11 protein-coding genes are annotated in these 13,083 nt (G+C 32.5%); 7 read left to right on the forward strand and 4 right to left on the reverse strand.

Annotation, left to right across the window (positions count from 1 at the left end):
• Positions 1-83: 83 nt before the first annotated feature.
• The 7 genes from ACSVH9_RS14665 to ACSVH9_RS14695 all read left to right on the forward strand — a co-directional run bounded on the left by ACSVH9_RS14665 (position 84) and on the right by ACSVH9_RS14695 (position 6,014).
• Positions 84-1,703 carry an ABC-F family ATP-binding cassette domain-containing protein gene (locus ACSVH9_RS14665; protein WP_438064361.1) on the forward strand — a complete coding sequence of 540 codons (1,620 nt, stop codon included), beginning with the start codon at positions 84-86 and terminating at the stop codon, positions 1,701-1,703.
• A 152-nt stretch (positions 1,704-1,855) separates the two neighbouring features.
• The gene (gene pyrR, locus ACSVH9_RS14670; protein ID WP_024982694.1) at positions 1,856-2,401 is read left to right on the forward strand and encodes a bifunctional pyr operon transcriptional regulator/uracil phosphoribosyltransferase PyrR; all 546 of its coding nucleotides are present in this window, start codon (positions 1,856-1,858) and stop codon (positions 2,399-2,401) included.
• Positions 2,402-2,409: 8 nt separating this feature from the next.
• Positions 2,410-3,336 (forward strand): aspartate carbamoyltransferase catalytic subunit, encoded by a 927-nt coding sequence (locus ACSVH9_RS14675; protein ID WP_024982693.1) that lies wholly within the window; start codon positions 2,410-2,412, stop codon positions 3,334-3,336.
• A gap of 1 nt (position 3,337) precedes the next feature.
• Positions 3,338-3,670 carry a ribonuclease Z gene (locus tag ACSVH9_RS14680; RefSeq protein ID WP_078212745.1) on the forward strand — a complete coding sequence of 111 codons (333 nt, stop codon included), beginning with the start codon at positions 3,338-3,340 and terminating at the stop codon, positions 3,668-3,670.
• Positions 3,671-3,724: 54 nt separating this feature from the next.
• Entirely contained in the window at positions 3,725-4,630 is a 906-nt protein-coding gene (locus ACSVH9_RS14685) for a ribonuclease Z (protein WP_438064362.1), read from the forward strand.
• A 74-nt stretch (positions 4,631-4,704) separates the two neighbouring features.
• Positions 4,705-5,349: a pyridoxamine 5'-phosphate oxidase gene (gene pdxH / locus ACSVH9_RS14690; RefSeq protein ID WP_438064363.1), complete on the forward strand. Its 645-nt coding sequence runs from the start codon at positions 4,705-4,707 to the stop codon at positions 5,347-5,349.
• A 155-nt stretch (positions 5,350-5,504) separates the two neighbouring features.
• Positions 5,505-6,014 (forward strand): CAP domain-containing protein, encoded by a 510-nt coding sequence (locus ACSVH9_RS14695; RefSeq protein WP_438064364.1) that lies wholly within the window; start codon positions 5,505-5,507, stop codon positions 6,012-6,014.
• A 71-nt stretch (positions 6,015-6,085) separates the two neighbouring features.
• On the opposite strand, the gene ACSVH9_RS14700 is transcribed toward ACSVH9_RS14695, so the two are convergent.
• The 4 genes from ACSVH9_RS14700 to ACSVH9_RS14715 form a co-directional block, all read right to left on the reverse strand.
• A complete protein-coding gene (locus tag ACSVH9_RS14700) occupies positions 6,086-8,029 on the reverse strand; it encodes an OmpA family protein (RefSeq protein WP_438064365.1) in 1,944 nt (647 codons plus the stop codon).
• A 26-nt stretch (positions 8,030-8,055) separates the two neighbouring features.
• Positions 8,056-8,685, reverse strand: a complete 630-nt coding sequence (locus tag ACSVH9_RS14705) for a tetratricopeptide repeat protein (protein WP_438064366.1) — start codon at positions 8,683-8,685, stop codon at positions 8,056-8,058.
• 2 nt (positions 8,686-8,687) lie between these two features.
• Positions 8,688-9,599 (reverse strand): PorP/SprF family type IX secretion system membrane protein, encoded by a 912-nt coding sequence (locus tag ACSVH9_RS14710; RefSeq protein ID WP_438064367.1) that lies wholly within the window; start codon positions 9,597-9,599, stop codon positions 8,688-8,690.
• Between the two features lie 95 nt (positions 9,600-9,694).
• The coding region (locus ACSVH9_RS14715) for a gliding motility-associated C-terminal domain-containing protein (RefSeq protein ID WP_438064368.1) at positions 9,695-13,083 on the reverse strand (3,389 nt) is incomplete at its 5' end.

The following is a 13,083-nucleotide window of genomic DNA, read 5'->3' on the forward strand; positions in this document are numbered from 1 at the left end:
TTTCCGAAAATACTGATTTATTTCTGCAAAATTAAATCAGTATTTTTTTGTATTTTTGCAAAAAATTTTTAAAAAAGCAATTCATGTTAACAGTTAATAATTTATCAGTTCAATTTGGTAAAAGAATTTTATTCGACGAAGTAAACACTACATTTACTCATGGTAATGTTTATGGAGTAATCGGAGCCAATGGTGCTGGAAAATCTACCTTTTTAAAAATAATTTCTGGTGAAATGGACCCAACTTCTGGACATATTCATTTAGAACCAGGAAAAAGAATGTCAGTTCTGAACCAAAATCACAACATGTTTGATGAACATACGGTACTTGAAACGGTGATGATGGGTAATAAAGTTTTGTATGCTGTCAAAAAAGAAATGGACGAACTTTATTTGGATTATAACGATAAAAATGCTGATAGAATTGGAGAATTGCAAGTGCAATTTGAAGAAATGAATGGATGGAATGCTGATTCTGATGCAGCTGCTATGTTATCAAATCTTGGTATTACAGAAGACAATCATTATACTTTGATGGCCGATTTGGAAGGAAAAATGAAGGTGCGTGTCCTTTTGGCACAAGCTTTATTCGGAAATCCTGACTTGTTGATTATGGATGAGCCTACCAACGACTTGGATTTTGAAACTATTGCTTGGTTAGAAAATTTCTTAGCTAATTATGAAAATACCGTAATTGTAGTTTCTCACGACAGACACTTTTTAGATGCAGTTTGTACGCATATTTCAGATATTGATTTTAATAAAATTAGTCATTATTCTGGTAACTATACGTTTTGGTACGAATCTAGTCAATTAGCGGCAAAGCAACGTGCACAACAAAACAAAAAAGCCGAGGAGAAGAAACAAGAATTAGAAGAGTTTATCCGTCGTTTCAGTGCCAACGTTGCAAAATCAAAACAGGCCACTTCTCGTAAAAAAATGATTTCGAAATTGAATATTTCTGAAATTAGACCTTCAAGCCGTCGTTATCCTGCTATTATTTTTGATCAAGACCGTGAAGCAGGTGACCAAATTTTGAATGTACAAGATTTGAGTGCTTCTGTAGATGGAGAACTTTTGTTCAAAGGCGTTGATTTGAATATGGCCAAAGGAGATAAAATTGTACTTTTTTCAAAAGATTCTCGTGCAACAACTGCTTTTTATGAAATTTTGAATGGTAATCAAGTTGCAGATTCAGGAAAATTTGATTGGGGAGTTACAACAAATCAAGCCTATTTACCAAGTGAGAATCATTCTTTCTTTGAAAATGATTTAACTTTAGTAGATTGGTTACGTCAATATGCAAAAACTGAAGAAGAGCGTGATGAAGTATTTATCAGAGGTTTTCTTGGAAAAATGATTTTTTCTGGAGAAGAAGCTTTGAAAACGAGTAGAGTTTTATCTGGAGGAGAGAAAGTGCGTTGTATGTTGTCTAGAATGATGATGGAACGCGCCAATATCTTAATGTTAGATGAGCCAACCAACCACTTAGATTTGGAGTCTATTACAGCTTTTAATAATTCATTAAAAAACTACAAAGGTTCAGTTATTTTTACCACTCATGACCACGAGTTTGCACAAACTGTTGGTAATAGAGTAGTGGAGCTTACACCAAATGGAGCCATTGACCGTTACATGACATTTGACGAATACTTAGATGACGATAAAATACAAGAATTAAGAGTTAAAATGTATACTCGATAATTTAATTAAAACCTTTCGAAAGAAAGGTTTTTTTGTTTTAATCTCAATCTAAAAAGCCTTTGGTTTTTTTATAGGAGATTTACTTTTATCACTAATCCTAGTTTATAGCTAAATCGAAATTTGTATATTTGTACACCAAACAAAACTATACCATGAATCAAAAAGTATTGCTCACTTCCAAAGAAGTCAATATCATCCTTAACCGTTTGGCTTGTCAATTAATCGAAAAACATCTTGACTTTTCTGAAACCATCTTAATCGGAATTCAGCCTAGAGGTACATTTTTGGCCAAACGTTTAAAAAGTATTTTAGAAAACGACTACCAAGTAGCAAACATTAAAATAGGATTTTTAGACATCACTTTTTTTAGAGATGATTTTAGAAGAACCGATAAACCTTTGGAAGCTAATATTACACAAATCGATTTTTTGGTCGAAAATAAAAAAGTAATTTTTGTTGATGATGTCTTGTATACAGGAAGAAGTATTAGAGCTGCTTTAACTGCAATTCAGTCCTTTGGTAGACCTTCAGGTATTGAACTTTTGACCTTAATCGATAGAAGATTTAGTCGTGATTTACCCATTCAGCCGGATTATCGCGGTCGTCAAGTGGATGCAATTAATGACGAAAAAGTTAAAGTTACTTGGGCTGAACAAGGAGGAGAAGATGGTGTTTTTTTAATCAATAATAATCAATAAATATAAAAATGAGCGAGTTAAGCGTAAATCATTTATTAGGAATTAAATATATCACCAAAAACGATATTGACCTTATTTTTGAAACAGCTGATCATTTTAAAGAAGTTATCAATAGACCCATCAAAAAAGTTCCTTCTTTACGAGACATTACCATAGCCAATATTTTTTTTGAAAACAGTACAAGAACCAAGCTTTCGTTCGAGCTGGCTCAAAAGCGTTTATCCGCAGATGTAATTAGTTTTTCTGCCGCTCAATCTTCTGTTAAAAAAGGGGAGACGTTAATTGATACCGTTAACAACATTTTATCAATGAAGGTGGATATGGTTGTTATGCGTCATGCAAATCCGGGAGCTGCTTATTTTTTGTCAAAAAATGTAAAAGCAAGTATCGTAAATGCAGGAGATGGTGCTCATGAACATCCTACACAAGCGTTGTTAGATAGTTATTCTATAAGAGAAAAATTAGGTGATGTAGGAGGAAAAAAAGTAGTTATTGTTGGAGATATTTTACACTCGCGAGTAGCTTTATCTAATATATATGCTTTGCAAATGCAAGGTGCAGAAGTTAAAGTTTGTGGACCAAAAACATTAATCCCTAGATATATTGAATCACTTGGAGTAACAGTTGAATCTGATTTACGTAAAGCGTTAGAATGGTGTGATGTAGCAAATATGTTGAGAGTGCAAAATGAACGAATGGATGTTAACTTTTTCCCTTCTACACGAGAATATGCTCAACAATATGGAGTCGATAAAAATTTATTAGATTCGTTAAGTAAAGAGATTGTAATTATGCACCCAGGACCTATCAATCGTGGAGTTGAAATTACTTCTGATGTGGCAGATTCTCAACAATCTGTTATTTTGAATCAGGTAGAGAATGGAGTAGCCATTCGAATGGCAGTGATTTATTTATTAGCTTCAAAAATTCAATAAGATGAAAGTAGATACTAAAGGACATACAATAACTATTAAAGATACTGAAGGTGTTGTAACTACTTTTATTGAAAAAGTAACAAATCAATATGCCAGTTTCAAAGATTTTAATTTGATTTTGGATGTATCCAATGATAAAACAGTCGATATTGCTTCAATAAAACTTTTTTTGCCTTTGGCTAAAGCACATAAAAAAGCTAAAAAGTCATTGGTTATTGTTGCTGATGCTATTGATTTTAATGCGGTTCCACAAACCATAACTGTAGTTCCCTCTTTGTTAGAAGCAAATGATATCATTGAAATGGAAGAAATTGAAAGAGATTTAGGCTTTTAATAAAAACTTTCTCAAGATTAGATTACATTTTATCTAAAAACAACATTCATAACTTTGAAATTAACCGTACTTGGCTGCTATGCTGCAACACCTCGAACTTTTACAAATCCAACAGCTCAATTGTTGGAAGTAAAAAATAGGTATTTTTTAATTGATTGCGGTGAAGGAACTCAAGTACAACTTCGTAAAAACAAAGTTAAGTTTACCAAAATCAGTCATATTTTTATTTCTCATTTACACGGAGATCATTTTTATGGCCTTATAGGTTTAATTTCTTCTTTCTCCCTTTTATCAAGAGTGGCAGATTTGCATATCTATGGTCCCAAAGGCTTGAAAGAAATTATTCAATTACAATTAAAGCTTTCACACTCGTGGACCAATTATGAAATACATTTTCATGAGTTAGATGCCAAAGAAAGTGAATTGATATTTGAAGATGAAAAAGTAACAGTTCACACTATTCCATTAAAACATAGAGTATATACCAACGGCTTTTTATTTCGAGAGAAAGAAGGAGATAGAAAATTAAACATTGATGCCATTAAAGAATTGTCGATAGATGTTTGTTATTATAAAAAGATAAAAAAGGGAGGAACTGTTACATTAGATAATGGACAAGTTATAGACAATGAGCAGCTTACTTTTCCAGGAGAGCCTACAAAATCGTATGCTTTTTGTTCTGACACAGCTTATACAGAGTCAATAATTCCTTTAGTACAAGAAGTAGATTTGTTATATCACGAAAGTACTTTTTTAGAAAGTGAGTCACAATTGGCCGCTAAAACGATGCATTCTACGGCTATTCAAGCAGCGACTATTGCGTCAAAAGCAAATGTTAAATCGTTGCTATTGGGACATTATTCTACACGATACGAAAGTATTTCTTCGTTTAAAGAGGAAGCCTTAACTGTTTTTTCTAATGTGCAATTGGCAGATGATGGAAAATCCTTTGAGATATAGTTAAGATTTTTTGACATTAAAAAACTACAAAGGATGTTTTTTAAATTTGTTATATTTTTTAAAAATTTAAAGCCATGAAAGATTTAAGTAATTACAGAAAGTCCTATGATAAAAGTGAATTACTAGAGACTTCTATTCCAGAAGACCCTATTAATTTATTTAACCGATGGTTTCATGAAGTAGAGGATTTTGGAGGTGTAGATGAAGTTAATGCTATGACTGTTGCTACCATTGGTTTAGATGGATTTCCAAAATCTAGAGTTGTTTTATTGAAGAAATTTAATGAAGAAGGTTTTGTTTTTTACACTAATTATAATTCTCAAAAGGGGAGAGCAATAGCGGCAAATCCAAATGTTTGTCTTTCTTTTTTTTGGCACAGTATGGAACGACAAGTTATAATCAAAGGGCGTGCTCAAAAAACAAGTGAAATAGTTTCTGATGGCTATTTTGATTCTAGACCTGATGGAAGTAAATTAGGTGCAATCGTTTCTAATCAAAGTGAAGTAATTCCATCAAGATCTTTTTTAGAAAACAACTTGAAAGAATTAGAACGAAAATTTGAAGGAAAAGAAATCCCAAGACCTGATTTTTGGGGCGGATTTTTAGTTGTTCCTCACGAGGTCGAGTTTTGGCAAGGAAGACCCAATCGTTTGCACGACAGAATTCAATATGTACTCCAAGAAGACTATTCTTGGAGTATAAATAGACTGTCTCCTTAGTATAAGAATTAAGCTATAAATGATTAATAATCACGTAGTTCGTCGATAAAATTTGGTAGTTTGCCGATGTTATTATTAAATTTGTATAATAATTAAAGCCAATAATATTTAAAGCAGTTTTCCCAAATCTACTTTAATCCTAAACTACCATTATCATGAAAACTACAAATCGAATAGTGTCGTTTGTTGTTTTAGGTCTGTTATTTTTGACCTCTTGCTCAACTGAGCCTGAAGAAACAACCCTTTCAGATACAAAAACTGAAATTGAGAATTCAGCTGTTTATAATTATAGTGCTAATGAGATTGAAACTCTAGATTTAGTTAATAATTATAGAAAATCAATTGGATTAAATGCTCTTGTAAAAATAAACTTCATTTCTTTAAAGTCTGAAGAACATGCTAAATATATGATTGCAAATAATGTTGTTAATCATAATGACTTTGTTTCTAGATCCAATGAGATAATTAAAGTTTTAGGTGCAAGAAATGTTTCAGAAAATATTGCTTATAATTATCAAACGCCATCTGGAGCATTTGACGCTTGGTTAAAGAGTCCAAGCCATAAAGAAAACATAGTAGGTGATTTTACACATTTTGGAATATCAATCCGACAAGATGCCGCTACTGGAAAAAAATATTATGTAAATATTTTTGCAAAGATTTAAATTAACTTTTTTACAATTTCATAAAAAAAGCTACTTATTGATAAGTAGCTTTTTTAGTTTTGAAAAAATAATTAGAGCGCTGTTATAATAAATTCACTTCTTCTGTTCATTTGATGCTGTTCTTCGGTACAGCTTGAAGCATTTGTCGGCTCACAACCGCAATCATTAATTAGTTGTGATTCTCCATAACCACGTCCAGTTAGTCTTGATGGATCTATTCCTTTTGATACTAACCAAGCTATAGTTGATTTTGCTCTTCTTTCTGATAATGCCATATTGTATTTTGCGGTTTGTCTACAATCTGTATGGGAACGTATATCCAATTTCATTGTTGGGTTTTGGTTCAATACGTCTAGTATTTTAGCTAAATCTAAGGCAGCTTCCTTACGAATATTCGATTTGTCCAAATCAAAATATATCATCGTAATACCGAAACATTTTCCTAGATTATCACCAATAGCCACTTTACAAATGCTACTTTCTAACTGAATATCAAGTTTTGTTTCTCCTGTTGTGGAGGGTATACTGATTTTAACTTCTTTTGGAGTATAATCGGTTTTGATGGCACGTACACTGTAGTTTTTATTACAGGACACATCAAAACTGTAATTTCCTGAAGCATCTGTAGTAATCGAAGCAATAGTATTGTATTGACTATCTATCAATGTAACCACAGTTCCAGCTAAAACGGAACCAGTACTGGCATCAGTAATTGTCCCTTTTAAAATTTGCTTGCAACTAGGCTTGAAATTAAATTTATATATATCATCTGATCCTATTCCTCCATCACGATTGGAAGTAAAAAAACCTTTATTAATTGTGCTATCTCTGTAGTATCCAAAATCGTCTTTTGGAGAGTTTACTTCAGCTCCGTCGTTTTCAACAATTCCAATAGTACCATCATTATTAATTTTAGTAGTAAAAATATCTAATCCTCCAAGTCCAGGATGGCCATCCGATGCAAAATACAATTGATTGTCTTTAGTTACAAAAGGGAAAGTCTCTCTTCCTTCGGTATTAATCTCTTTACCTAAATTTATTGGTGTTCCAAAACTTCCATCAGCATTGATTGATACTTTATACAAATCAGATTGTCCTATAGTGCCAGGTCTATCTGAAGCAAAGTACATTGTTTGCTCATCTGGACTTAACGCAGGGTGTGCTGTACTAAAATTATTGCTATTGAAAGGTAATTCTGTAACATCAGTCCATCGATTATTTTTTAATGTTGCTTTGTAAATTTTAAGTAATGTAACTTTGTTGGTGTCTTTTCCTTTTTTACCATCTAAATAATTGTTTCTAGTAAAATACATAGTAGTACCGTCTTTTGTAAAGACTGGTGAAGCTTCATGAAATTTAGAATTTATATTGGCATCATATCTCATTGGAGCACTTGGTGTGAGTTCTCCGTCAACATTAGCTGAATACAGATTTGTGAAATGTTCTCCTGTCCAAGTATGAATACGTTGACTTACTCCTCCAGTATCTCTAGCGGATGTAAAAATTAATTTATTATCAACTATAGCACTACCATAATCTGAATATTTTGAATTTATACCTGCATTTTCAATTGTATATCTACCAATATTAGCTTTTATTTCATTCAAATAGTTACTATTTTTTTTCAATAGTTTACCTCTGCTATCTTGATTGGATTTACTTTCGAATTTATTCAAAATAGTAGCTGCTTCTGATTCTTTTCCTATTGCCTTTAGGGATTGTGCATAACGATAATAATATTCTGGCTCTAAATCTGGTGACAGTTGGTATAATTGTTCATACCAATGTGCGGACTTTTCGAAATCGGAATTGAAATAATAAGCGTTACCTAATTTTTCGAACATTTCGGCTGATTGATATCCTTTTGCAGCAATTCGCTCATAGGTTTGTATTGCATCAACATAAGCATAGCTATTGTATTTTTTATCAGCAGAAGCTATCTTCCCTTTTTGAGCAAAACTTTGGCCCAAAAAAAGGAAAATGATAGCAAGACAAAGGATGTACTTTTTTTTCATGATCTATTTTTTAAATCTTGTAACTTTTAGTTTTTTTGCTTAGCTATAAGTAATTTATATTTTTCCAATAATTCTTCCGAGGATGCTATTTGCCCCATATTTTTTAGTGCATTTGAATATCTAAAGTAGTATTCTGGTTCAAGATCATGAGTCATTTTAAATAGCGCTTCGTAGTATTTTATTGCTTTTACATATTCGTTTTTAAAAAAATAGGAATCACCTAAACTTTTAAAAATATCAATTGATTTAACACCTTTTTCAACCATTCTTTCATAGGTTTCGAAAGGACTTACATTAACAGTTTTTGTTTCTTTCTTTTCATTACTTGTATTAGAATCAATTGAAGTAGTATTAACTGTGTTACTATTTACTTTAGGATTATCAATCCCTTTTTTAGTTTTCGATTTTTCTACTATAACTCTTGTATTGTTGGGACCTAAATCATTAGTGCTTATTAGATTTTTGTTACTTACAGTGTAGACAATAATGGATTTTCCAAAGGGCATATTTATAGTTTCCGTTACTTCGTACCATTTATTTTTGTCATCAAGTGAAGGACTAATTGTATTTTTTTTATTGTCTTGATATAATAAATTGCTATACAGCCAACTGTATTTAAATAAAATAATTACTACTATGGCTATTCTAACTTTCATTTTTAGAAAAATCTTGGAGTAACAATTTTTTCATTGTTTTTGAAGATTTCATAACGCAAGAAAATCTCATGTGATCCTGAATTATAGTTTTCTAAATTAGTGGTTTCTAAATCGTACCCATACCCAATATACATCCCATCTGTGACCTGAAATCCAACCATAGCACTCATAGCAGCACTCCATCGATAAGCTACGCCAACCACTACTTTTTCTATAAACATAAAGTTTGCTGAAACATCGACTTGTAATGGAGAGCCTTCAACTAATTTGGTTAAGAATGCTGGCTTGAATTTAATATCATTCGATAAATCAAAAACATAACCTCCAATTAAATAGTAATTAATCTTCTCTTTAAAAATCGCTACATCATTATCGTCATATCGATTAGTTTGAATAAAATTGGGTACTGATAATCCCAAATAAGCTTTGTCAGAATGATAGTAAATACCTGCTCCAATGTTAGGAGTAAATACATTTCTCAAATTTTGAAATTGTGGATCTCCTTGATCAGCTGGATTAAGTTTATCGACATTCAGATTAAACAGATTTGCGGTCGCTTTCATTCCAAAAGAAAGTTTGAAATTCTCTGAAGTAGGAATGGTATAAGATAAGTCAGCAGAAATAGTGTTTTCATTTGTTGGGCCTATTTTGTCATTCACAAATGAAACACCTAATCCTAAATTACTGTTATTTATAGGAGTATTAATAGATGCCGTATTAGTTGTAGGTGCACCGTCTAAACCTACCCATTGTGTACGATGTAGCGCAAATATACTCATAGCACCTCTACTTCCTGCATAGGCTGGATTGATATTGATAGTGTTATACATATACTGGGTGAATTGTGCATCTTGTTGGCCATAACTCACTATTGCTAGTAACATCGTAATGAAGGAAATTATTCTTGTTTTCATAACAGCTATTTTTTAGCATTTGATTTAATAGGAAATCAGTAGATTAATAGGTTTTTTTAATGTACTATGTATTTAATTATGAGTAAATTACGTATTTATTTTGATAAATACAAATAACCATCTTTTTTATTTTGAACAGGATTTCCATTTAAATCAAATGAAGTGTAATTCAAGATATAAAAATAAGTTCCTGTAGGTAATCCTGATGATTGACTAATAGTAGTTCTTCCTCTAGAAACTCCGTCAAAATAATTAGAAGTATTATTGTAGTTTTTAGTTTCGAAAACTAATACACCCCAACGATTATAAATTTCAATACTATTTTCAGGATAACAGATGGTATCGTCGATATTGTCAATTTTAAAGATTTCGTTTAAACCATCACCATTAGGGGTAAAGGCATTATGAACAATTACAGTTCCACAACCTAAAACTTTACAGTCAAAATTCACATTCATATCTATAACAACACTTTGTGGGCAATCTCCATTTGTGATTTTGTACTCAAATTGATAATTTCCAAGAGCAAGTTCAAAAGGAGAAAAAATACTTCCATTTAGTGCAGATGAATTACTTGAGTCAATCCAAGTTCCACCTGTAGGAACTGTTGTTGGTAACAATGTATTCAAATCAATTACAGAAGTGTCTGCATTACAAGCAGTACTATTGATAGTTATTCCAGCAATTGGTGTCACTTCTATGGTAACGGTTGCCGTATCACAATCCGTTGGGAATTGAGTATTACATATTTGATAAGTAAATGTGTATTTTCCAACTGATATTCCACTCAAAATAGTCACATTACCAATACCATCAAAAGTGATGAATGGGTTAGAACCTGTTAAGATTTTAAAGTTAACATCATTTGTAGTTGCAATAGTTCCATTTAATAGGTCGTTGGCTGTAATTACATTTCCTATTACACCAGTTTGGCTACATTGTACAAAGCTGTAGCTATCGTCAATAGCATCTAGTCCAGCAAAAGTTTTACAACTAATTCCAAAATCAATATCTAGATTTATAGGTTTTTGGGCTGTAAGTGTAGCAAAAAGAACATTGTTTGTTGTAGTACCACAATCAATATAGCTAGTTGATTTGTATACCTTTGGATTAATTTCTTTACTACTAGTTGATGGTAATACTTTTACGAGTCCAGTTGCAGCAATAGCTTGTGAGGCAGCTTCTAATAATGGTTCCTCTTTGATTTCAATTCGATACTCTCCATAGGCACCTGCAGCAGGTCTTGTTCTCCAGTATCCAAGAATACCCATTGTAACAGTTCTTGAGAAACCATTAGGTCCAGTGATATAAATGTTAGGCACATTGGTTGTTCCGTTTCCAAAACCAGCAGCGTTTAATTCTCCTGTATTTTGTACTCCTTGGTAACTTCCATCACCGTTGAAATCAATCCATTCCCATTTGCTGTAGTCAATTATACCATTAGCGTCTGGAATATTTTGGGTAACCAAATTATCATTGTTAGCATCATACCATTCATCTTGTTTACCATTATTATTCAAATCATACCAAACAAAGTCACCTAAAACAGGAAGGTCTGTTTTGCCATATCCAAAGTCTCTTATTTGGTAATTACATTTTTCAACTGTAATAATCAAGAAACTAGGAGTAGTGTTGAATAACTCGTATGCACTATTCAAGTTAGCATCTTGAACTTGTAATACATACTCTCCAGCTACCATATTGTCAAAAGAATAAGAGCCGTCTGCTTTAGTAACTCTGAAAAGTACTGGTCCAGGAGTTCCGTTTAATGGTTTTAAGGTAATAGGCACATTTGCCAATGGTGTATTAGTATCTACATTGTTAACTTTACCATAAACTTTGGTGAAGTCATTACAAATAACTGTTACTCTTACCGTAGCAGTATCACAATTTGTTGGCTTACCGATTTCACAGATTTGATACACAAAAGTGTATGTTCCAGCTGGAGTGCCTTCTTTTACATTAATAGTACCATCAGGATTTAAGGTTAAACTTCCTGTTGGGTCTGGAGTTACAAGTGTTAGTGTAACAGTATTTAATGTTGGTGTTTTATTATCTAAGAAATCATTCGTAAGAACATTTAAAATGTTTGTAGCTCCTGTAGCACCATTTACATTTAAAACTAAGTCATCTTCTGCTACAATTGGAATTATTGGTGGCGTATTAACAACAGTTACTGTTACCACAGCTGTATCACAATTGTTAGCATCTGCTTTTTCACAAATTTGATAAGTTAATGTGTAAGTTCCTGTAGGCGTATTAGGTTTTACATCTACAGTTCCGTCTGCATTAAGTGTTAATAGACCATTAGAACTGTTTGCAATTTCTTTTAAGTTTACATCACTTGGATTAACCGCCACAGTGTTTAGAGTGTCATTTGTGAAAACATTTAGAACATTAGTTGCTCCATAGAACCCGTTAATTGGGCCAGCTGTATCATCTACTGCATCAATTTTGAATGTTGGTCTTGAAGTACAGAAAGGGTCAGCAGGTGGATAATTTACTATCACAGTAACTTCTGGATTCAATGCAAAAGTTACAGAGGCAGTAGGTCTGATGTTTTCGAATCCATCTGCTCCTTGAATCCATTTATTATCAACAAGCAACCAACCAGGCCAATCTGTTCCTACACCATTTGAGTCAACGGTAGCACCTGGCCATAAAACTTGTCCGTTTAATGGTAAGTTTTCCATTGTACTAACTATTTTATTAGTTCCATCTACCCAAGTTAATGTAACACCGTTAGTAGGAGTAAAGTTTACTGCTGTCGTGGTGTATTTTAAATAGGGAACATCATTGATGCAAATAGCTTCTGCAGTAACCGTCATAATTGGTTTTACAATTGTAATAGTTACTGTTGCAGTATCACAATTGGTTGTGTTCAATTTTTCACATATTTGATAGGTTAGTGTCAAAGTGCCTTCTGGTGCATTTGCTAATACATCAACTGAACCATCTTCATTTAAATGTAGGTATGGGTTAGAATTGTCTGTTGAAAGTATCACATCATTTGGATTAACAGCAGTTCCGTTTAGCGTATCATTAGTGAAAACATTAATTACATTAGTTGTAATTTGATTTATTCCAACAATTGGTCCAGCAGTATCATTTACGGCATCAATTGGAGTTTCTTTTTCGCTAACAATTTCGCTGTCTTCATCAGAAACAGTACCTCCTTTTGGATCTTTGCCAGTAGCTGATGCCACATTAAGCACTGAGCCTTTGTTCAAATCTTCTTGTGTTACCGTATAGCTTTGAGGAAACTCTCTAGTTTCACCTGTAGCTAATACTTCAATGGTTGCATTTAAACCTGTCAATGGGTCTTTAACCATTACTTGGTTCAAAGTAACGTTTCCAGTATTTTTAACTGTAATTACATAATTGATTATATCTCCAATTTTTGCAAAACTTGTTGTAATAGCAGTTTTAACCACCTCGATACTTGGATTTTGATTCAATTCAGTAATAGTACAATCAGTACACT

Origin of the sequence: Flavobacterium sp. RSSB_23, from assembly GCF_051547145.1 — a bacterium.
GTDB lineage: Bacteria > Bacteroidota > Bacteroidia > Flavobacteriales > Flavobacteriaceae > Flavobacterium.

What these genes read in the sequence shown, in the direction of transcription:
- pyrR (WP_024982694.1), top strand. Translation starts at nt 1,856, where the DNA reads ATGAATCAAAAAGTATTGCTCACTTCCAAAGAAGTCAATATCATCCTT.
- ACSVH9_RS14695 (WP_438064364.1), top strand. Translation starts at nt 5,505, where the DNA reads ATGAAAACTACAAATCGAATAGTGTCGTTTGTTGTTTTAGGTCTGTTA.
- ACSVH9_RS14680 (WP_078212745.1), top strand. Translation starts at nt 3,338, where the DNA reads ATGAAAGTAGATACTAAAGGACATACAATAACTATTAAAGATACTGAA.
- ACSVH9_RS14665 (WP_438064361.1), top strand. Translation starts at nt 84, where the DNA reads ATGTTAACAGTTAATAATTTATCAGTTCAATTTGGTAAAAGAATTTTA.
- ACSVH9_RS14700 (WP_438064365.1), bottom strand. Translation starts at nt 8,029, where the DNA reads ATGAAAAAAAAGTACATCCTTTGTCTTGCTATCATTTTCCTTTTTTTG.
- ACSVH9_RS14675 (WP_024982693.1), top strand. Translation starts at nt 2,410, where the DNA reads ATGAGCGAGTTAAGCGTAAATCATTTATTAGGAATTAAATATATCACC.
- ACSVH9_RS14710 (WP_438064367.1), bottom strand. Translation starts at nt 9,599, where the DNA reads ATGAAAACAAGAATAATTTCCTTCATTACGATGTTACTAGCAATAGTG.
- pdxH (WP_438064363.1), top strand. Translation starts at nt 4,705, where the DNA reads ATGAAAGATTTAAGTAATTACAGAAAGTCCTATGATAAAAGTGAATTA.
- ACSVH9_RS14705 (WP_438064366.1), bottom strand. Translation starts at nt 8,685, where the DNA reads ATGAAAGTTAGAATAGCCATAGTAGTAATTATTTTATTTAAATACAGT.